Source organism: Comamonas sp. NyZ500 (genome assembly GCF_016772095.1).
Classification (GTDB): Bacteria; Pseudomonadota; Gammaproteobacteria; order Burkholderiales; family Burkholderiaceae_C; genus Comamonas; species Comamonas thiooxydans.
In genome coordinates this window covers 41315-61891 of record NZ_JAEIJE010000022.1, presented here as the reverse complement: position 1 = coordinate 61891, position 20577 = coordinate 41315, and the positions used below count along the sequence as shown (strand labels likewise).

Here is a 20577-nt window from a genome sequence, read left to right as displayed (position 1 = left end):
TTCATGCTCATCTTGACGTTGGCGATGTCCACACCCGTGCCGTCCGACTTCACGCGGACCTTGACGTTGTAGTCCACCACGCGCTTGACAGGGACCAATACCTTCATTGCTGCGGCTCCTTAATGATTACTGCATTGACGTTTACGTAAACTGGATTCATTTTATGCGGCACCGCAACACTCTCTGCACAATTTTCCGGACAATCTGCCCGGAGATCTGTGCAGCAGCCTTCGCAGGTGGAATGGCATAAAAAAGAACGACCGTTCAATTTTATGCACAAGCCTTGCGAAATCATGGGTCTCAGATGGGTCAAATCAGGGTAAAACCTAGGAATTGAGTCCATCAGTGCCATGCCTGCATCCAGATAGGCCTCACGGTAACACTGCCGAAAAGCGGCCTCGTCGTTCAAATGGACGGGCCGAAAACACAAGACTCCGCGCTGCGAACGACGCCATCCACGCAGCTCTGCCTGCCCAACAACGAAGGCCGGGGAGCGCAAATCCAGGGTTTAGCGCCAGCGAGGCCTGCGCTTTTGCGCAAAAGCCTGAGCGCCTTCCTGCGCGTCGGCATCCAGCATATTGGTAGCCATGGTCTGACCCGCCAGCTGATAAGCCGACTCCAGGCCCATTTCACGCTGGCGATAGACCAGCTCCTTGCCCATTCTGATGGCCACCCGGGGCTTGCTCACGATGGCAGACACCAGCTCTTCCACGGCAGCATCGAGTCGCTCCGGCTCAACCACGCGATTGAGCAGACCGTAGTGCAGAGCCGTCTGCGCATCGATGAACTCCCCCGTCAGCAGCATTTCCATGGACTGTTTGATCGGCATGTTGCGCACCAGGGGCACGCTGGGCGTGGAGCAGAACAAGCCGTATTGAATGCCGCTGGTGGCAAAGCGAGCCTCGCTGCTGGCCACGGCCAGATCACACTGCGCCACCAACTGGCAACCTGCCGCTGTTGCGATGCCCTGTACTCTTGCAATGACGGGAACAGGCAGCTTCTGAATCGAGAGCATCATGCGGCTGCACTGGGCAAACAGCTGCTGGTAGTAAGCCAGCTCCGTATGGGCCGCCATGTCCTTGAGGTTATGCCCGGCGCAAAAGGCCTTGCCTTGGGCGGCCAGCACCACTACCCGCGCCTGCTCATTCTCGGCCACGGCATCCAGCGCCGACTGCAGGGCCATGAGCATTTCACTGCTCAAGGCGTTGAAACGCTGCGCGTCGCTCAACGTGATGCGTGCCACGCCGCGCTCGTCCTGACTCAGTTGCACCAAGGAATCGCTCATTGCTGTCACCCTGCTTTCGGACTAGATATCGGCCAATACGCGCAGATGTGCTTCCACGCTGCGCGCCAGCGGATCCATTACGTAACCGCCTTCGAGACAGGAAACAATGCGGCTCTTGGAAAAACGCCGTGCGATGTCCTTGATGCGAGTGGTGATCCAGGCAAAGTCGTTTTCAGTCATGCCGAGCTGGCCCATATCGTCTTCGCGATGCGCATCAAAGCCGGCGCTGATGAAGATCATCTCGGGCTTGAATGCTTCGAGGCGCGGAATCCACATCATCTCGATGATCTCTCGAATGTCCATGCCTTTTGTGTAAGCAGCCACGGGCACGTTGAGCATATTGGAGGCCGGGTCCTTGTCGCCGCTGAACGGGTAGAAGGGATGCTGAAAGATGCCGCACATCAGCACGCGCGGATCACCGGCCAGGATGTCTTCCGTGCCGTTGCCGTGATGTACATCAAAGTCGATCACGGCCACGCGCTTGAGATGGTGGCGCTCCAGCGCATACTTGACGCCCACGGCCACATTGTTGAAAAAGCAAAAACCCATGGCCTGGTTGCGCGTGGCATGGTGACCAGGCGGGCGCACGCTGCAAAAGGCATTTTCCAGTTCTCCGGCCAGCACGGCATCGGTAGCAGCCAGTGTGGCCCCTGCAGCACGCAGTGCGGCCTTGAAGGTGTGACGGTTGATGGAGGTATCGGTGTCGAGCTGCTTGTACTCGGGCCCGCCAGCTGCCAGCTCCTGCTCCAGCCGGTCGGTCAGGCCCTGCAGGGCGGCAATATGCATGGGGTCATGCGCCAGCTCGATCTCGGCCAATGATGCCAGCGGCACATTGCAGCGCTCCAGCGCATCGCCCACGCCGCTGACCAGCAGCCTGTCTTCTATCGCGTCCAGCCGCGCCGGGCATTCAGGGTGGCCCGGCCCCATCTCGTGCAACCAGCAATCCCGGTGGGTGAAATAACCTGTCTTGCCCACAGTCATGTCTCCGCTATCGCTTATTTAGGATATGTTTCTGCCATGCATGCACAGAACACAATTAATGCGCTTTTGAGTCAGCTTAACACGGTGATGGAGGGCAAGCCGGATCAGGTCAGAGACGGTGTCGCCTGTTTGCTGGCAGGCGGTCACCTGCTGATCGAAGACGTTCCCGGTGTAGGCAAGACCACCCTGGCCCATGCGCTGGCACGCAGTTTCGGCCTGCAGTTCTCACGTGTGCAGTTCACCGCCGATCTCATGCCCAGCGACCTCACGGGGGTCTCCATCTACGATCGCGGCCAAGAGGCTTTTGTGTTCCACCCCGGGCCGGTGTTTGCCCAGGTATTGCTGGCCGACGAAATCAACCGTGCCAGCCCCAAGACCCAGAGTGCGCTGCTCGAAGCCATGGAGGAGCGCCAGGTCACGACCGAAGGCAAGACCCACAGCCTGCCCGCCCCCTTCTTTGTGATTGCCACCCAGAACCCTCTGGAGCAGTTGGGCACCTTCCCGTTGCCCGAAAGCCAGCTGGACCGATTTCTCATGCGCATCAGCCTGGGCTATCCCTCGCGCGATGCCGAGCGCAAGCTGCTCGCGGGCAACGGCCGCCGCGCCGCTGCCGATGCGCTGCTGCCCGTCATCTCCCAGCAGCAGCTGCAGCAACTGCAAGCTGCAGCACTGGCCGTGCATGCCAGCGACGCCCTGCTCGACTATGTGCAGGACCTGATTGCCGCCACACGCAACGGCCAGTGGTTTGCCCAGGGCCTGTCACCACGCGCAGGCATCGCGCTGCTGCGTGCGGCCAAGACCATCGCACTGATGGAAGGCCGCGACTATGTGGCGCCCGACGATGTGCAAGCCATACTTCCTCAGGTGATTGCCCACCGTCTGGTTCCCGTGGGCCATGCAGGCCGTGGTGCCGTGGAGCAGGTGCGCGCCATGATGCAAGCCGTACCGCTATCTTGATGCTGCCGATGTATTTCGTCATGAATTTCATAGCATGAAGCGCTCGGCATCAAAGGGCGAGCAGCCAGAGACTTCCAATATCTTCCAGCGGCTCTCACCCCGCGCCAGGGTGCGCGAGTGGATGTTTGCACGTCTGCCGCGCAGCGACCAACTCACGCTGACCCAGGGCAATGTCTACATCCTGCCCTCGCTCGCGGGCTGGGCCATGCTGGCCACGCTGATCGTGCTGTTGATTGCTGCCATCAACTACCAGCTCAACCTGGGCTACCTGCTCACGTTCCTGCTGGCAGGCAGCGCGGCCGCCAGCATGGTTGTGGGCCATGGCAATCTGCGCGGTCTGCAGTTGAGCCTCAGCGGCGCAGGTACTCAAGGCAACGCGTCGGGCGGCTGCTTTGCCCATGCGCCCTGCCCCATGCATATCAGCCTGCACAATGCCCGCCGCTCGCGCCGCTGGGGCATAGGCCTCGCATTGCACAAGACCCGGCACAACACCGATCACTCTGATGCCTGGACCTGGGTCGATATCCCCGAGCAGGGCAGCACCTCCGTGCAGCTGAGCTTCATGCCCACGCGCCGCGGCCGGCAGGAGCTGCCCGCCATCTCCATACTCACGCGCTACCCGCTGGGCGCATTCCGCGTCTGGGCTCTGTGGCGGCCCCAAACCCTGGTCTGGGTCTATCCCGCACCTGAAACCCATGCCCCGCCGCTGCCAGCCGCCAGCCCCGAAGCCGGCGGCCGCAGCAGCGCCCAGGTTCGCAACGGTGAAGAATTCGATGGCGTGCGCAGCTATCAGACTGGCGACCCGCTCAAGCTGGTGGTGTGGAAGAAAGCGGCTCAGTCCTTTGCCGCAGGCAGCCACCAACTGGTCAGCCGCGACCGGCCCGTGGCCCACCATCACCGTCTCTGGCTCGATGCGCGCCATACCGGCCTGGCCGACCATGAGGCGCGGTTGTCGCGCCTTGCCGCCTGGGTGCTGATGGCTCAGCAGCAAGGCCGCACCTGGGGCCTGCGCCTGCCCGGAGGCCAGGAAATCGCACCGGCCAGCGGTGTACAGCACACCACGCGCTGCCTCGAGGCATTGGCCGCCTGTCCATGAAAGCAACCGCCTCTTCCCCCGGCGGCAACTGGCTGCAGCGCCTGACTGCCCTGCCGCGCGATGCACGGGACACGCTGTTTCTGCTCGCCGTCATCGCCTGGATCATGCTGCCTCAGGTTCAGCACACACCTTGGTGGACCAGCGCCTTTGCCGCAGCCCTGTTGCTGTGGCGCGCACGCCTGGCACTGACCAGCGCCCCCCTGCCCGGCCGCTGGGTGCTGGCTGGCGTACTGGCCATCGCCATTGGAGCAACCTGGGCCACGCACAAAACGATTGTGGGCCGCGATGCCGGCGTGACCCTGGTCGTCATGCTGCTGGCGCTCAAGACACTGGAGCTGCGCGCGCGGCGCGATGCCATGGTGGTGTTCTTTCTGGGTTTTTTTGTACTGCTCAGCAACTTTTTCTATTCGCAGTCCCTGCCCACAGCCATGGCCATGGTGCTCGGGCTGATGGGCCTGCTCACCGCCCTGGTCAACGCCCATATGACGGCCGGCAAGCCTCCATTGACACAGGCTCTGCGCACTGCGGGCTGGCTCGCGCTGTGGGGCGCGCCCGTGATGGTGTCGCTGTTTCTGTTCTTTCCGCGCATGGCACCGCTGTGGGGCGTGCCCGCCGACGATATGGCCGGCCGCTCGGGCCTGTCCGAGAACATGCGCGTGGGCGAAGTCGCCGCACTGGCACTCGACGATAGCGTGGCCCTGCGCATCCGCTTCGATACTCCCGGGGGCCAGGAGCCGCCCGCCAACACCCTGTACTTTCGCGGCCCCGTGCTCAGCCAGTTCGATGGCCGCAACTGGCAAGCCGACCCTGTGCTTGACGCTATGGCCATGCCTCAGCTGCGCGTGAGCGGTGAACCCATTCGCTACCAGATGCTGATCGAACCCAGCAAGCGCCGCTGGCTGACGCTGCTGGACGTTGTCAGGACCGAGCCTCAGATTCCGCCGGGCGCCTCGGTAGGCAGGCTGCGCATGAGCTCCAGCCTTCAGTGGCTGAGCTGGCGCCCGATTACCGATGTGCTGCGTGTCGATGCCCAAAGCCACCTCGACTTCAGCCACGGACCGCTGCAGCTCACTCCAGAGCTCAAACGCTATCTGCAGCTGCCGGCCGGCAGCAACCCGCGCACACGGGCTTTGGGCGAACATTTGCAGGCCGAATTGCGCGCCCAAGCAGGCGCTGATGCGGATACGGACAGATTGATTGCCGCCGCCCTGCAGCGCCTGAAAACCGGCGGCTACACCTACACACTGGAGCCCGGCGTGGTCGACAGCGACCACACCGCCGATGACTTCTGGTTTGACAGCAAGCAAGGCTTTTGCGAGCACATCGCCTCAGCCTTTGCCGTGCTCATGCGCAGCATGGGAGTGCCCGCGCGCATCGTGACCGGCTACCAGGGCGGCGACCGCAACAGCGTGGACAATTACTGGACCGTGCGCAACAGCGATGCCCATGCCTGGACCGAGGTCTGGATTGCCGGCCGGGGCTGGGTCCGTGTGGACCCCACGGGCGCTGTCGCACCCAGCCGGGTCGGCCAGTTCCAGCGCCTGAGTGCGCCCCCCGGTGCCTTTGCCAGCGCCGTTGGCAACTTCGTCGATACCGGCACTCTGGAGAAGCTGCGCGCCGTCTGGGAGGCCGTCAACAACCGCTGGAACCAGTGGGTGATCAACTACACGCAAAGCCGTCAGCTCAATTTGCTGCAGAGCCTGGGCTTCGAATCGCCAGGCTGGACGGATCTGCTGCGCCTGCTGGCGGGCAGCTTGAGCGCTCTGGCGCTGCTGTGGCTGATCTGGGCCCGCGCCACACGTCCGCAGCGCGACGGCTGGAGCCAGCTCATGCACGCTGCCAGACTGCGGCTGCAGCGCGCAGGCATAGCGAGCGGTGCCAGCGACTCCACGCGCAGCCTGTCGCGCCGCGTGCAGGAGAGCTGGGCCAAGGAATCTGCATCCGCGCCCCTGGCTGCGGCCATATCCGACTGGCTGCTGGACATGGAAAGGCTACGCTATGCGCCATCCTCCAATACCGAAGCCACCGAATTGAAGTCTTTGCGCCGACGCTGGCTGTCCATCCGGAAGCAACGCTGGCCCTATCCCTCCAGAAATAAAACATGATCATCACCCTCAATAACAGCAAGCACCTCAAAGCTAAAACACTGAGTACTCTGGCCCTGTGCCTGCTAACTGCCAGCGTCATCGCCGCACCAGCCAAAAAAGCCGTCCGCAAGGCAGCACCGGCTGCCGTAGCCACGGCTGCAGCCGCCACGGCCGTGGCCTATGCCGGTCGGGGCGACGCCATGCAACTGGCCGAAGAAATCGCAGTCCGCCGCGACCTGCCTGTCGACTGGGTGCGTGCGCAGTTGAGCGAAGCGCGCAACCTGCCCGTGGTCACACGCCTGATGACGCCGGCCGGCAAGACCTTTGTGAAGAACTGGACGGTATACCGCAGCCGCTTTATCGACCCCGTGCGCATACGCGCCGGCGTGAAGTTCTGGCAGGCCAACCACCAGGCGCTCGCGCGTGCCGAGCAGCAGTTCGGCGTGCCCGCAGAGATCATCGTCGGCATCATCGGCGTGGAAACCATTTACGGCCGCAACATGGGCAACTTTCGCGTGATGGATGCTCTGGCCACGCTGGCACTGGACTTTCCGCAATCCCACCCCCGCGCCCAGGCCCGCACCGACTACTTCCGTGGCGAGCTTGAGCAGGTACTGGTCACGGCCAGCCGCACGGGCAGCGACCCGTTTGCGCTACGCGGCAGCTATGCCGGCGCCATGGGCCTGGGTCAGTTCATGCCCACCAGTTGGGACAAATACGCGGTCGACTTTGACGGTGACGGCCGCATAGACCTGTTCAACAGCGCCACCGACGCCATCGGCTCGGTCGCCAACTACTTCGTCGGCCATGGCTGGAAGCCGGGCCTGCCCACGGCCTTTACCGTGGACATGCGCGCCCAGGGCGAGAATCTGGCAACCCTGCTGGCACCCGATATCAACCCCACGTTCACGGCCACGCAGATGGCAGAACGCGAAGTGCGGGTGCTGGGCGCCGACAACTATGAGCGTCCGCTGGCACTGATCGAGCTGAAAAACGGCAGCTCCGGCCCCACGGAGTACATCGCGGGTACCGAGAACTTCTACGCCATCACGCGCTATAACTGGTCGGCGTTCTATGCGCTGTCGGTGATCGAGCTGGGGCGCGAGGTACATGAAGCCTATCTGGCCAGCCAGACCGCCTCTGCTACACGCAACTAGATTAATTCGGGCTGCAGCGCTTTTTCCAACAAGCGCTGACAGCTATTGATTCAATAGTTCTCCAGCCACACAAAAGCGCTTCATCTGGCACTGACTTGGCATCTCTGCCCTGGCTGAAGAGATCTCGCGCACTACCTTGAAGCCGTAGCCCGAGCCTTCCACATCGAAGTCCACGCCTGAGCTACCTCTCTTTTCCATCATGCCCACCACCAGCGATTGCTGAAACTGATGGTCTGCCGCCCGCATGCTGCCCGAGCGTCCCGCCAGTTGGACCCTGGCATGCTCCAAGGCATGGGCCACGGCGACGGTGTCCGTGCTGCCGGCTTTTTTGAGGCTCTGCGCAAGAGCCTCGATCATGAGCTGCATGCGCATATGCACATAGTCGTCCTGCGGCCTGGGAAAGCGCTGACGGAAAGACTGGTAGAAGGCACGGCTCTCGGCCGTTGGCACATTGGGCAGCCAGTCGGCCACGGCCAGCACCTTGCCCACGCCGGCATCGCCCAAGGCCGCCGGGGCTCCCAGGGCATTGCCGTAGAAGGTGTAGAAGCGCCCCTCGTAGCCTGCCTCGCGCGCAGCCTTGACGAGCAGCATCAGATCATTGCCCCAGTTGCCGGTGATCACGGCCTGGGCACCGCTTTGCTTGATCTTGACCGCATAGGGCGCAAAGTCCTTGACGCGGCCCACAGGGTGCAACTCGTCGCCCACAATGCGCACATCAGGCCGTTGCATGCCAAGCTGACGCCTTGCTTCGCGCAACACGGCCTGGCCAAAGCTGTAGTCCTGCCCGATCAGATAGGCACTGTGTACGGCCTTGTCGTCCTTGATGACCTCCATCAGCGCAGCCATGCGCATATCGGCATGGGCATCGAAGCGGAAATGCCAGAAGCTGCAGCGCTCGTTGGTCAGCGCCGGGTCCACGGCCGAATAGTTCAGATACAGCACACGGCGCGAAGGGTCCCGGCTGTTGTGCTTGTCGATGGCGTCGAGAAGCGCCGCCGCTGTGGCCGACGAGTTGCCCTGCATGATGATGCGCGCACCGCTGTCTATGGCCGCGCGCAGCGCCGACAGCGCCTCTTCGTTCTGCCCCTTGCTGTCATAGCGCTCTATCACCAGTTCATGCGGACCGTCGGCCAGGCGCACGCCGCCGCGCGCGTTCACCCGCTCGGTCGCCCACAGCAGATTGCGGAACACGGCCTCGCCCGTGTTTGCAAACGGGCCCGAAAGACTCTCCACCAGTGCCAGCTTGATGGGTTGCGCAAGCTTGGCCTTGGCTGCAGCCACAGCAGCGCCAGCAATGCCAGCAATGCCAGCAATGCCAGCAATGCCAGCAATGCCGAACGGCGCACATAGTAGTGGCAACTGCAGGTATTTCAAGACATCGCGGCGCAATTTATTCATCAAAAAAACCTCTTGAAATGCGCTTGCCACCACCTACCTATGAATCAAGCGGCAACAACGCAAGCCGCGCAGTTTAAAGGAGTTAAACACCATGTTCTTCGCCCCTGTGATGAGCCGTAATACCTTTGTATCCCCTCGCGCCGCCGACCTGGCCCTGCAACGCTTTCTGCAGGAAACCCTGGGCGCTGCAAGCCCCGTACAACGCCAGGTTCAAGTCAGTCGCGATGACCAATTCACGACCCTGACCCTGGATGTGCCAGGCCTGGCACGCGAGCAGCTCAAACTCTCGCTGGAAGGCTCTGTCGCCAAGCTCGAAAGCGTGGAAGGTGCAGCCCGCCAAGTCAGATACACCTGGGATCTCGGCCATGAAATCGATGCTGCCAACAGCAAGGCCAAACTCGAGCATGGCGTGCTGACGCTGACCCTGGCCAAGCTCGAGCCCCAGAGCAAGGCCGTGACGCTGAGCATCGAATAAGCGCTGTTTACGCCGACCGGCCAGCCTCATCCTTTCTTCCATCTCCTCTTAGCAAGAGGTCGGCCGGAAAGCACAAAGCCCGCAATGCCTTGGCGTTGCGGGCTTTTTTCATGCCAATGCCATGGCCGATTCCGGGAGTTGAGCTGATTCGGCGCCTTGGCCTACAGGGGCAGACTGCCGGTGCGTGTCGCGCTGCCATCTTGAATTCCTACACTGTGGGTTCAGTCGGGTGCGCCATTGCTGCACCGCTTTCCAACCCCGTTTGAGGAATTCACCCATGGCGAAAGTGCTGGTTCTCTACTACTCCATGTACGGACATATCGAAACCATGGCTCAGGCCGTGGCCGAAGGCGCCCGCAGCGTCAGCGGTGCCGAGGTCACCGTCAAGCGCGTGCCCGAAACCATGCCCGAGGATGTCTTCAAGAACGCAGGCGGCAAGGCCAATCAGGCCGCAGAGGTCGCCAGCCCAGCCGAACTGGCCGACTACGATGCCATCCTGTTTGGCGTGCCCACGCGCTTTGGCAATATGCCGGGCCAGATGCGCAGCTTTCTCGACCAGACCGGCGGTCTCTGGGTCAAAGGGGCCTTGATCAACAAGATCGGCAGTGTCTTCACCTCGACCGGCACCGGCGGCGGCCAGGAAATGACGGCCACTACCACCTGGGCGACGCTGGCCCATCACGGCATGATCATCGTGCCGCTGGGCTATCCATTGCCCGAACAGACCAATCTGAGCGCGGTCAAGGGCGGCAATTCGCCCTATGGGGCCTCGACGATTGCGGGCGCCGACGGTTCGCGCCAGCCTCATCCCGACGAGCTGAGCATTGCCCGCTACCAGGGCCAGAACGTAGCGAAACTGGCCGTAAAGCTTGCCGGATAAGCGCAGGCAGCCATGAAAAAAGCAGCCACCTGGGCTGCTTTTTTGCTGCACAAACTCACCTGAGCGAATCCAGCGGCCAGCGCGGCTTCACATCGAACGCATATTCATGCAGGGCCTGCTCGCGTCCCGCCTGTATGCGCATGGCGGCAGCCATGGCAATCATGGCGCCGTTGTCGGTGCACAGATGCAGCTCGGGGTAATGCACGCGAATCTTGTGCTTGGCGCAGGCTTCATTGAGCTGCTCGCGCAGTTGCTTGTTGGCCCCCACACCTCCCGCCACCACCACACGCTTCATGCCGGTCTGCTTGAGTGCGGCCATGGTTTTCCTGACCAGCACGTCCACAATCGCGGCCTGGGTGCTGGCGGCCAGATCGGCCTTGCGCGCTTCCAGCTCGTCACCCAGCTTCTTGGCCTGGGTCAGCACAGCCGTCTTGAGGCCGGCAAACGAGAAGTCCAGGTCACCCGAATGCAGCAGGGGGCGAGGCAGCTTGAAGGCCAGAGGATCGCCGCCCTCCGCCAGCTTCGAGAGCACGGGACCGCCCGGATAGGGCAAGCCCATGAGCTTGGCCGATTTGTCGAAAGCCTCGCCTGCCGCATCGTCGATGGTTTCACCGAGGATTTCGTATTCGCCCACGCCGTCCACACGCATGAGCTGGGTATGCCCCCCCGAGACCAGCAGGGCCACAAACGGGAACTCCGGCGGGTCGGCACTCAGGAAAGGCGAGAGCAGATGGCCTTCGAGGTGGTGCACGCCCAGCACAGGCTTGTCCAGCGCGGCTGCCATGGCGCAGGCTGCACCGGAGCCGACCAGCAAAGCCCCGGCAAGGCCGGGCCCGCGCGTAAAGGCAATCACATCGACATTGTCGAGCTGCACCCCGGATTCGGCCAACACCTTCTCGGTCAGCGGCAGCACACGGCGAATATGGTCGCGGCTGGCCAGCTCGGGCACCACGCCGCCATAGGCGCGGTGCATTTCAATCTGGCTGTGCAGCGCATGACTCAGCAAGGTGGGCACACCTTGGCCGTCCGGCGTACGCACCAGCGCCACACCGGTTTCATCACAAGAGGATTCGATTCCCAGGATCAGCAAACTCATGGCCGCAAGTGTAGGACTTGCGCCTTCCAGATGCAGAAAAGGCGGACATTAGCCCTGCCCGCCTTCGCTATTCAATTCATAGCAACCTACGGTTGATTCACATTGGGGGTCCCGGAAATATAGTGTTCCAGCTGATGAATCGTGAACTGCTGGGCCGAGATGATTTCCTTGACGATGTCGCCAATCGAAATCAGCCCCTGCAGCTCGCGAGTCTCGTTGATCACGGGCAGATGGCGCATGCGATTGCTGGTCATCAGCGACATGCACTCCTCGCTGGTCTGGCGCGGCAGCACGCAATGCACCTTGCGCGTCATGACCTCGTCCACGCGCGTGCTGGCCGAGCTTCGCCCTTGCAAAGCGATCTTGCGCGCGTAGTCGCGCTCGGTCACGATACCGGCGATATCGCCACCTTCGAGCACCAGCAGCGCGCCAATGCTTTTTTCCGCCATGAGCTGCAGTGCAGCCAGCATGGTGTCGGAGGGAGAAACGCTGTAGATAGTGCTGTTGCCCTTGGCGCGCAGAATTTCGGCGACGGTCGTCATCTGGTTCTCCTTTCTGGATCGGCCTGTCATGCAAAACGCATGACGACATGACCAGTGTGAGAATCCTGCTGCATTGCGGCAATCAGGCTATGCCCGTATACAAAAACAAAAAAGGCAGCCAAAGCTGCCTTGATACTGTCACTCAATCCGGGCTCAGCGCCGACCGCCCAGCAGACCCGCGCCCAGCTTGAACAGATCTCCGGCATCCAGCTTGCCGTCGCCATTCTGATCGAGCAGGCTGCCGAGGATGCCTCCTGCCGCACCGCCTTGCGACTGGATCTGGCCGCGCTCCTGATCCAGGGCATTGCCCAGGTCGCCGGCCCCCATGCCCTGCGACTGGACTCGATTGGCCAGAAAAGACATCACCAGCGGAGCCAGCAGGGCAAGCAACTGACCTGCATTGCCACCCAGGCCCGTGGCCTGACCCAGACGGGACTCGGCCTGCTGCTGCTGACCGCCAAAGATATTGCCCAGGATGGCACCCGCATCCAACTGCGAGTTTCCGGCACCGGAGCCGCCTCCCAGCACCGAGCCCAGAATGCTGCCCAGCCCACCCAGGCCGCCAGCCGCACCAGCGCCACCGCCCGCTGCGCCGAGCAGGCCGCCGAGCCCGCCCAGCAGACCGCCCATATCCATCGCGCCATTGGCACTGCTGTGATCGCGCTGCAGCGCACCGAACAGATCGGCAGCTCCCTGAGGTTGGGCCGTGTTCTGGCCCAGCGCACCAAACAGCATGGGCAGCGCCACGCCCACGGCCTGCTCGGCCTGCACGGAGTCGATGCCCAACTGCTGGGCCAGGCCCTGCATGGGAGCGCCCTGCAGCTGGCCCATGAGTTCGTCGGTCAAAGATGCGTTAGCGGTCATTTCAACACTCCTCAAAAACAGCGCACATGTTACGCGCGCCCTGTGTCCCGAAATGTGATCAATGTTCATTCACTACGCAAGCCCCTCCCGGGCTATAGACCATTGAGGCGGCCTGCGCCCTGGACAGGGCTTGCTGCAGGCCGCAGCGTCCTGTGACGGCTTGACTCAGAAGGAGTGCGAGATACCGACCAGCAGCGAGCGCGGCTTGCTGCCCTTGGGAACCGAAGGCCCGGCATTGCTGGCGCTGTTGATGGTGAATGCAGCGTCGGCCTCGTTGCGGATTGCGGAGACACCCGCATACAGCTTGGTGCGCTTGGACAGCGCATGGTCGTAGCGCACGCTCAGGGCTCGCGCATCGCTGTTCGCACGCGCACGCCCCTGGAACTGTCCATAGGACAGCAGCAACTGCCCTGCCGTGCTGACCGGTATGGTCATGCTGGCTTCAAAGAAGCGTCCGCGCTTGCTGGCGACATCCGGCAGATCATCCTCCCGGGTGGACAGCAGCAAGGCAGCCCGGGCCAGCTTGAAGTCATAGGAGCCGCCCAGCAAGCGATAGCGGTCGGTGTTCTGGGCCGTGGTGCGACGCTCCCACAGCGAGGCTCCCAAGCTCCAGGGACCGCGCGTGTAGTCCAGCGAGCCGCCGAACTGACGCCCCACATTGGTGCCGGCGTTCTCCCCGAACGAGTACATGCCCCGCATCACCAGTCCCGCCATGGAAGCCGACTGAAAGCGCAGCGAGTTGTCGGCGCGCAGCACCGTGCCGTCACGGAAATAGTTGGCGGCATTGCCCCAGATCAGGCCCGTCAGGGCATAGGAAGCCAGCGAGGTATGAAACGTGGTGTAGTGGCGGCCCAGCGTCAGCTGACCCCAGTCGCCGCCCATGCCGACAAAGATCTGTCGACCAAAGGCGAGCCCGCCCTGAGCGCGCTCGCCGGTATCGGCATTCAGTCCGGCCTCCATCACGTACAGCGCACGCAGGCCGCCGCCCAGATCCTCGGTTCCGCGAACGCCCCAGCGCGAGCCCGCTAGGACACCGCTTTCTGCACGCAGGGTGCGGCCCGCGCCGGTGTACATCGACTCGGCGGCCATATCCACCACGCCGTACAGCGTGAGCTGGGATGTGGCGGGCGCAGCGGTCTGGGCCTGAGCCAGCGAACATGTGGAGATGAAGGCAGCGGCCACGGCCAAGCCTCCCGATTGCAAGGATGTCATGAAGTCTCTCTTTTTAATAATGGATGGGGCTCGCGGCAGAGTCCTGCCGCTGTCGAGCCGCTGACAGCAGCATCCACCGTTGCTGCGGGGATGCCGTGTGGGAGTCCGGCGCCTCAGATGGCGCCGGCCGCACTCATTCGAGGCGGATGTTTTTTTGCGTGATCAGGCTGCCGTAGATGCGTGCATCGTTTTCGATACGCCTGGCCAACGAGGCAGCGCTGGTGTCGTCGATGCGCCAGCCCTGGGCCAGCAGCTTGCTGCGGATATCGGGAGCATGAAGAATCTTTTCCAAGGCCGCAGCCAGCTTGGCGCGATGCTCGGCGGGCATGGAAGCCGGTGCCATGACCGCATTCCAGACTTCGATGTCCACATTGCCGGCACCGATCTCGGGCATGACGGGGACGCCGGGCGCCAGCGGGCTGCGCTTGCTGGAACTCACGGCCAGGGCGGCCAGCTTGCCGGACTGGACCAGCGGCATGACGGTGGAGGCCGGCAGCAAGGCCATCTGCACCTGATCGCCCATCAAGGCGTTGACCACAGCCGGGCCGCCGTTATAAGGCACATGCTGCAGATTCAGGCCCATGGCTTCCTTGATCAGCTCCACGCCCAGATGGCCGCCGGACCCCGTACCCACCGAGCCGTAGTTGCCCTGGGTCCCGGTCTTGAGCGCCTTGAAATAGGCGCCCGCATTCGCGGCCATGGACTTGGGAGCCACCAGCACCAGAGGGGCCGAGCCGATCATGGCCAGTGGTGCGAGATCCTTGATCGGATCGTAGGGCAGCTTGCTGTAGAGAAACTTGGAGCTGGTCAGCGGGCCGTTGCCGATCACGCCTATGGTGTGGCCGTCGCCGGCCTTGGCCACGGCGTCGGCGCCGATATTGCCGCTGGCGCCCCCTTTGTTCTCCACCACCACAGGCTGCCCCAGGGCCTTGGTCAGGGGCTCGGCCAGCAATCGGGCCTGCACATCGGGCGAAGAGCCGCTGGCATAGCCGACGATAAAACGTATGGGGCGGGTGGGCCAGTCAGGCTTGCCCTGGGCCTGAGCCGCCAAGGGCAGACAGGCAGCGGCACACAGCAGCAGGGCAGCCCGGCGCACGGGCATCGATTTTCTTGTCATCTTTATGTCTCCAGAATCTCGGACTCAGTCTCGGATCAACAATCGGCGTATCCAGCCATCAGTTCCATCAAGGGCGGCAGGCGTCCGCTGGCGGGCAGGGCCAGCTGCGAACGGTACACCCGGGTTTGCAGGCCAAAAGCCTGCTGTGCAGGCGTTTCGAGGTGATGTGCCTGCATTTGGTCGGCCCACCATTGGGCACCTTGGGTGCATGACGGTCCGTCGAGATGCTCGGCCAGCATGACCACCGTGACTTCCCCCTGGGCCTGCTCGGCAATGCGCTCGCCGCCAACGGGGTAGTGCAAGGAACGCTCCACAGGCACCACACCCGCCATGACCCGCAGCAGACGCCCTTGCTGCACCGCCTGCTCCGCCCAGCGGGCTGCGTGCGCGGCCCAGGTATGTACATCGGTGGTGACGGCCTTGAGCGTCGTCAACGCCGCACCGCTGGATGCTCCAGCCTGGACCTGCAATAGGCAGGGCCTGCGCATGAAAGCACTCAGACGCGGCCTCATGCGTGCCGACCAGGGCGTGGGGTTAGCGATCACATCCGCATACTCGGCCGAGTCCAGGGCCGCCAGAGACTCCAGACCGTAGAGCGTGAAGTATCCGCAGGCGCCGACATAGCGATGGCCATAGACAAAGCCTGGCAAACCCACGCGCTCGGGAACATGCTCGAGGGCATGCCAAGCCTCGTATTCTGCGCGAGCCTCGGGCCGGTCGATGTCGTTCCACAAGGCCAGGAAGGCGGTGCTCATGATGCAGAACCCGCGCCGGGCTGAATCAGCACCTTGCTCGCCAGCCGCGCACGCGCCAGCTCAAAACCCTGCCCGGCCTGTGCAAGCGGCACGCGGTGGGTGATCATGAGGCGCAGCTGATCCTGATGGGTCTGCATGAATTCAACGACCTCCAGCCAGCAGCGCTCCGGCGTGCGATAGGAGCCGCGCAGCTGCTGATGACGTCGCACCAAGGCCGTCAGATCCAGCGGCACGGGGGCTGAATGAATGCCGGCAATCACCAGCACGCCATGGGTCTTGAGTGCACGCAGGGCCGGCGCCAGCACTGCCGCCGCCCCGGTGGCTTCGATCACCACGTCAAAGAGAGCTTGCTTCGTATACGCGGCAAGGGCCTCGTCAATGTCCTGCCCCTCGAAGTCCAGCAAATCCTCGAACCCCATGGAGCGCAGGACCTCCAGCCGCGCGGCATCACCATGGCCGGCCACCACCACTTGGGCTGCCCCTGCGGCACGCGCAAACAGCGCAATGCCCTGGCCGATATTGCCGGGCCCCAGGATCAGTACGCGATCGCCGGGCTGGACATTGCCCGTGCGCACGGCTTCGAAGCTCACCGACAGCGGCTCGGCCAATGCAGCAACCTCGGGGTCCACGCCGTGTGGAATCGGCACGCAATTGCGCAGGGGCACGGCCACATACTCGGCAAAGCCGCCATGGCGCATGACACCGATGCCGCGACGCGTGGTGCAGGCATCGAAGTCGCCGGCACTGCAACTGGGGCATCTGCCGCAGGTGACCGAAGGCCGCACGGCCACCAACTGGCCCAGGGGCAGATGCTCGGCCCCCTCGCCTCTGGCCACGATCTCGCCGCTGAACTCGTGACCCACGGTCACCGGCAGCGCGGCCTGCAAAAAGTGGTAGCTCGCCGTCCAGGCATCGATATGCAGATCCGTGCCACAGACACCGGTGGAATGAACCCGCAGCAGCACTTCACCTGCGGCAGGCGACGGCATGTCGACCTCGTTGAGCTTCAGTCCCTTGGCGGACTCGGTTTTTTGCAAGGCTTGCATGAGACAGGCAATGCATGCGTGGACATGCATCTCAGAACGAACAGGATCGGCAGTGTTGCCGCCCTTCATTCATATGTCCAACACTGATTTAATATGAAACTCATACTTTTGAAATATGGATTCATTCAGGCATGGAACTGAGACATCTGCGCTATTTCGTGGCGGTTGCCGAGCAGGGCAACGTCAGCAGGGCCGCCCGCAAGCTATTCATCGCCCAGCCGCCGCTGTCACAGCAACTCAAGCAACTCGAGGATGAGGTCGGCACGCAGCTCTTCACCCGCCTGCCGCGCGGCATGCAGCTCACCGCTGCAGGCGAGTCGCTGCTGGAAGATGCGCGCGTCATATTGGCGCGTGCCGAGCAAGCCCCCTTGCGAGCGCGCGAACGAGAGCGCAGCAGCCAGACCGTGCTGCGCCTGGGGCTGGTTCCCTCGGCCATGCAGTCACTGCTGCCCGGCTTGCTGCGAGCTGTGGCACAGGCCGGCTGTGAGGTGCAGATCGAAGCCCGCGAAATGATCTCGTCCCAGCAGCAGCGGGCCTTGCGCCAGGGCGAGCTGGAACTCGGCTTTGCCCGCCCCGGCCACAAGGAGGCCGACGAGCTTGAGCTGGCCAGCATTGACGACCCCTATTGCCTGGCTGTTCCAGCCTCCCACCCTCTGGCCGGAGGCAGTGGAATGCTGGATCTTCAAGCAGCCGTGCATCAGCCCTTTGTGGGCTTCACCCGCTATCAGGACACCGACTACTTCGACCGCACGGTCGCGCTGTGCGCCGAGGCCGGCTTCACTCCGCTGATACGCCACGAAGCCGGTCAGTTGGTGAATGTGCTGGCGCTCGTGGCCTGCGGTCTGGGCGTGGCCATCGTGCCGGCATCCTTCGCGATGTTTCACCGCGAGCAGATCGTGTTCAGGCCGCTTCGGGCTTCGCGCCAGGTCAGCCGGCTCGCCGTCCTGGCGTCTGCCGATGCGCTCAAGAGCAACCCCATGCTGGACCTTGTCGCCCAGCTCGCGCAATCGCAGCTGCAGGCCCTGGCTGCAGAGCTGGCGCAACAGGGAGCGACGGAGTCTCGAGCACAGCCGGTTTGATTTATATAACCAAATCGTCTGACAACTCATGGTTTTTATAGCGACAATTACGTTAATCATGAGCATCAGCCACTACATCAAGGAAATCGGTCGCGGCACCAAGGGCGCGCGCTCTCTTTCGCGGACCCAGGCCTGCGATCTGATGGGGCAGGTGCTGGACGGCAAGGTCAGCGATCTGGAGCTCGGCGGCTTTTGCATTGCCATGCGCTTCAAGGGCGAAAGCGCCGAAGAGCTGGCAGGCTTTCTCGACGCGACCCAGCAACGTCTGCCCGTGTGGCCGCAGGCCCATAAGGCCCAGCCCGTGGTGGTCATCCCCAGCTACAACGGCTCGCGCAAGCTGGCCAACCTCACACCGCTGCTGGCGGGTCTTCTGGCGCAGAAAGGACTGCCGGTGCTGGTACACGGCAGCCATACCGAGGACAAGCGCCTGGGCACGGCCGAGGTATGGCGGCAACTGGGCTGGACGGCCATCGAGCGTCCCATCGCTCTGGAGCCTGGCGACAAGGTCTGGATGCAGACCCGTCACCTGCTGGCGCCGCTGGATCGGCTGCTGCAGATTCGCCGCCAGATGGGCCTGCGCAACCCCTCGCACAGCATCGTCAAACTGCTGGACCCTATCCATGGCAGCAGCACCGCGCAATCCGGGCTGGTGCTGGCCAGCTATACCCACCCGGCCTATGCCCAGCCCATGCTCCAGACCCTGGCCCTGCGTGCGACCAGTGCGCTGCTGGTGCGCGGCACGGAAGGCGAGGCCGTGGCCGCCCCTCACCGCGAACCCGTGAGCACGGGTGTGATTGCCGGAGAAATCTGCTTTGAGCGCTCTTCCCTGCACAGCAGCCAGCTCGCATCCGGCACCGAGAGCAGTGCCCCGGAACAAGATCTGAATGCCGAGCAGACAGCCCGGCTGACACTGGACATTCTGAACGGCCAGCTACCTGTGCCGGCGCCGATCGCGCAACAATTGGAACAAATACAAGCCCTGCACCAGGCCATGCAGGTCACCGATGCCGACGCTGCCGCCAGCCGCGCCGCACTGCAAGCCTATAACCGCAGCCCCGACTGAGACCCCACAATGACTGCCATTTCCCACAACCCCAATCAGCGCGGCTCGTGCACCCTGGTGGGTGCCGGCCCCGGCGACCCCGAGCTGCTGACCATCAAGGCCGCCAAGGCCATTGCCGCAGCCAGCGTGCTGTTTGTCGACGATCTGGTCAGCGATGGTGTGATGAGCCACGCCTCGCCCTCGGCCCGCGTGGTCTATGTGGGCAAGCGCGGCGGCTGCAAGAGCACTCCCCAGGCCTTTATCGAAAAGCTCATGATTGCGGCCGTGCAGGACGGCGAACGCGTGGTGCGCCTCAAGGGCGGCGACCCCTTCATCTTTGGCCGTGGCGGCGAAGAGGTCGAACATCTGCGTCAGGCCGGTATCGAGGTGGATGTCATCAACGGCATCACCTCCGGTCTCGCGGGCCTGACCAACCTGGGCGCCCCGCTGACCCACCGCGATCGCGCGCACGGCGTGCTTTTCATGACCGGCCATGCCAAACCCGGCGACAGCGGCCCCGACTGGCGCCAGATCGCCGCCACGGCCCATGCGGCCAAGCTGACGCTGGTGATCTATATGGGAGTGAGCAGTGTCGAGCGCATCAGCAGCGAGCTGCTCAGCGGCCTGCCCGGCAGCACGCCCGTGGCCGTGATCCAGCATGCCAGCCTGCCGCAGCAGCGCCATGCGCTGACCTTTCTGAAGGATTTGCCGCAAAGCATTGCCGACCACCAACTGGGCAGCCCCAGCATCATCGTCGTCGGCGATGTGGTCCAGGGCATTGCCGCCTGGCAGAACCAGCCCCAAGCCTTGCCGCAATCAGCGGCAGCCTGATCCAGGACCATCCCCGGGCTGTCCTGCAAGCCGGGCGAGCGGCAAGCGCCGCCTCGCTGCGAGACTACGTCCACGCAGAAGCGGCGATGCGACTCAGGGAGTACGAGTCTCGGCAAAGCGCTCGGCGAGCTCCTTGCGCAGTTCCTTGCGGATGATGGCGGCGTCCCAGCGGCGCTTTTCCTCGTCGGTTTCGAGCTGCAGCGGGGGCACGGGGGCAGGCTTTTTGTCATCGTCCACGGCCACCATGGTGAAGAAGCAGCTGTTCACGTGGCGCACCACCTGGCTGCGAATCTCCTCGGCAATCACCTTGATGCCGATTTCCATGGAGGACTTGCCGGTGTGGTTCACGCTGGCCAGAAAAGTCACCAGCTCACCTACGTGGATAGGCTGCAGAAACATCACCTGATCCACGCTCAGCGTCACGACATAGCGGCCCGCATAACGGCTGGCGCAGGCATAGGCAACCTGGTCCAGCAATTTCAAGATGGCGCCCCCGTGCACATTGCCGGAGAAGTTGGCCATGTCAGGCGACATGAGCACGGTCATGCTCAGTTGGTGGGATGGTGTATTCATGGGGCGCGATTCTAGAAGTGATCCGGGACGCACGCTGAACCCTTGCGCATACCCCAATGGGACAATGGGCTGCAGATATAAACAAGTACCGACTTACACCGTGC

General features: G+C 63.2%; 20 protein-coding genes and 1 pseudogene. 9 read left to right on the top strand and 12 right to left on the bottom strand.

Annotated elements, in window-relative coordinates; translation table 11 throughout:
• The 3 genes and pseudogenes from JAO85_RS22445 to JAO85_RS22435 form a co-directional block, all read right to left on the bottom strand.
• Positions 1–107, bottom strand: a pseudogene (locus JAO85_RS22445) (electron transfer flavoprotein subunit beta/FixA family protein); the annotation flags it as partial.
• Between the two features lie 401 nt (positions 108–508).
• Complete coding sequence (locus JAO85_RS22440) at positions 509–1285, bottom strand: enoyl-CoA hydratase (protein WP_039049184.1); 777 nt, start codon at positions 1283–1285, stop codon at positions 509–511.
• 21 nt (positions 1286–1306) lie between these two features.
• A complete protein-coding gene (locus JAO85_RS22435; protein WP_034363027.1) occupies positions 1307–2266 on the bottom strand; it encodes a histone deacetylase family protein in 960 nt (319 codons plus the stop codon).
• Between the two features lie 36 nt (positions 2267–2302).
• On the opposite strand from JAO85_RS22435, the gene JAO85_RS22430 reads away from it, so the two are divergent.
• From JAO85_RS22430 to mltB, 4 genes are read left to right on the top strand one after another with little or no spacing between them, the layout of a single operon-like run.
• Positions 2303–3223 carry a MoxR family ATPase gene (locus JAO85_RS22430; protein WP_012839290.1) on the top strand — a complete coding sequence of 307 codons (921 nt, stop codon included), beginning with the start codon at positions 2303–2305 and terminating at the stop codon, positions 3221–3223.
• 34 nt (positions 3224–3257) lie between these two features.
• Positions 3258–4319, top strand: a complete 1062-nt coding sequence (locus tag JAO85_RS22425) for a DUF58 domain-containing protein (protein ID WP_202789067.1) — start codon at positions 3258–3260, stop codon at positions 4317–4319.
• A complete protein-coding gene (locus JAO85_RS22420; RefSeq protein WP_202789066.1) occupies positions 4316–6424 on the top strand; it encodes a DUF3488 and transglutaminase-like domain-containing protein in 2109 nt (702 codons plus the stop codon). Before JAO85_RS22425 ends, JAO85_RS22420 begins: the two co-directional genes overlap by 4 nt.
• Positions 6421–7563, top strand: a complete 1143-nt coding sequence (gene mltB, locus JAO85_RS22415) for a lytic murein transglycosylase B (protein WP_202789065.1) — start codon at positions 6421–6423, stop codon at positions 7561–7563. Before JAO85_RS22420 ends, mltB begins: the two co-directional genes overlap by 4 nt.
• Positions 7564–7605: 42 nt before the next feature.
• Here the strand turns inward: mltB and JAO85_RS22410 are convergent, their stop codons facing one another.
• Entirely contained in the window at positions 7606–8961 is a 1356-nt protein-coding gene (locus JAO85_RS22410; RefSeq protein WP_202789064.1) for a branched-chain amino acid ABC transporter substrate-binding protein, read from the bottom strand.
• A gap of 91 nt (positions 8962–9052) precedes the next feature.
• Here JAO85_RS22410 and JAO85_RS22405 point away from each other — a divergent pair, with 91 nt between their 5' ends.
• Both JAO85_RS22405 and wrbA read left to right on the top strand, forming a co-directional pair.
• Positions 9053–9436: an Hsp20/alpha crystallin family protein gene (locus JAO85_RS22405; protein WP_039049179.1), complete on the top strand. Its 384-nt coding sequence runs from the start codon at positions 9053–9055 to the stop codon at positions 9434–9436.
• Between the two features lie 277 nt (positions 9437–9713).
• Positions 9714–10316: an NAD(P)H:quinone oxidoreductase gene (gene wrbA, locus JAO85_RS22400; RefSeq protein ID WP_202789063.1), complete on the top strand. Its 603-nt coding sequence runs from the start codon at positions 9714–9716 to the stop codon at positions 10314–10316.
• A 55-nt stretch (positions 10317–10371) separates the two neighbouring features.
• Here the strand turns inward: wrbA and tsaD are convergent, their stop codons facing one another.
• The 7 genes from tsaD to JAO85_RS22365 form a co-directional block, all read right to left on the bottom strand.
• Positions 10372–11412, bottom strand: a complete 1041-nt coding sequence (tsaD, locus tag JAO85_RS22395) for a tRNA (adenosine(37)-N6)-threonylcarbamoyltransferase complex transferase subunit TsaD (protein ID WP_202789062.1) — start codon at positions 11410–11412, stop codon at positions 10372–10374.
• An 86-nt stretch (positions 11413–11498) separates the two neighbouring features.
• Positions 11499–11954, bottom strand: a complete 456-nt coding sequence (locus JAO85_RS22390) for a CBS domain-containing protein (protein WP_043004812.1) — start codon at positions 11952–11954, stop codon at positions 11499–11501.
• A gap of 153 nt (positions 11955–12107) precedes the next feature.
• Complete coding sequence (locus JAO85_RS22385) at positions 12108–12818, bottom strand: DUF937 domain-containing protein (protein WP_003053021.1); 711 nt, start codon at positions 12816–12818, stop codon at positions 12108–12110.
• A gap of 165 nt (positions 12819–12983) precedes the next feature.
• On the bottom strand, positions 12984–14030 hold the full coding sequence (locus tag JAO85_RS22380; RefSeq protein ID WP_202789061.1) for a porin: 1047 nt from the start codon (positions 14028–14030) through the stop codon (positions 12984–12986).
• A gap of 133 nt (positions 14031–14163) precedes the next feature.
• Positions 14164–15132 carry a tripartite tricarboxylate transporter substrate binding protein gene (locus tag JAO85_RS22375; RefSeq protein ID WP_202789070.1) on the bottom strand — a complete coding sequence of 323 codons (969 nt, stop codon included), beginning with the start codon at positions 15130–15132 and terminating at the stop codon, positions 14164–14166.
• Positions 15133–15182: 50 nt separating this feature from the next.
• Positions 15183–15902 (bottom strand): hypothetical protein, encoded by a 720-nt coding sequence (locus tag JAO85_RS22370; RefSeq protein WP_202789060.1) that lies wholly within the window; start codon positions 15900–15902, stop codon positions 15183–15185.
• Positions 15899–16948 (bottom strand): zinc-binding dehydrogenase, encoded by a 1050-nt coding sequence (locus JAO85_RS22365; RefSeq protein WP_237734956.1) that lies wholly within the window; start codon positions 16946–16948, stop codon positions 15899–15901. Before JAO85_RS22365 ends, JAO85_RS22370 begins: the two co-directional genes overlap by 4 nt.
• 131 nt (positions 16949–17079) lie before the next feature.
• Here JAO85_RS22365 and JAO85_RS22360 point away from each other — a divergent pair, with 131 nt between their 5' ends.
• From JAO85_RS22360 to cobA, 3 genes are read left to right on the top strand one after another with little or no spacing between them, the layout of a single operon-like run.
• A complete protein-coding gene (locus JAO85_RS22360) occupies positions 17080–18027 on the top strand; it encodes a LysR substrate-binding domain-containing protein (RefSeq protein ID WP_202789058.1) in 948 nt (315 codons plus the stop codon).
• 58 nt (positions 18028–18085) lie between these two features.
• Positions 18086–19090, top strand: coding sequence for a DNA-binding protein YbiB (gene ybiB / locus JAO85_RS22355; RefSeq protein ID WP_012839303.1), 1005 nt, complete (start codon positions 18086–18088; stop codon positions 19088–19090).
• Positions 19091–19099: 9 nt separating this feature from the next.
• Positions 19100–19900, top strand: coding sequence for a uroporphyrinogen-III C-methyltransferase (cobA, locus tag JAO85_RS22350; RefSeq protein ID WP_059441120.1), 801 nt, complete (start codon positions 19100–19102; stop codon positions 19898–19900).
• A 93-nt stretch (positions 19901–19993) separates the two neighbouring features.
• Here cobA and JAO85_RS22345 read toward each other — a convergent pair whose 3' ends face one another.
• Entirely contained in the window at positions 19994–20473 is a 480-nt protein-coding gene (locus tag JAO85_RS22345) for an acyl-CoA thioesterase (RefSeq protein WP_003069412.1), read from the bottom strand.
• Positions 20474–20577: the final 104 nt, after the last annotated feature.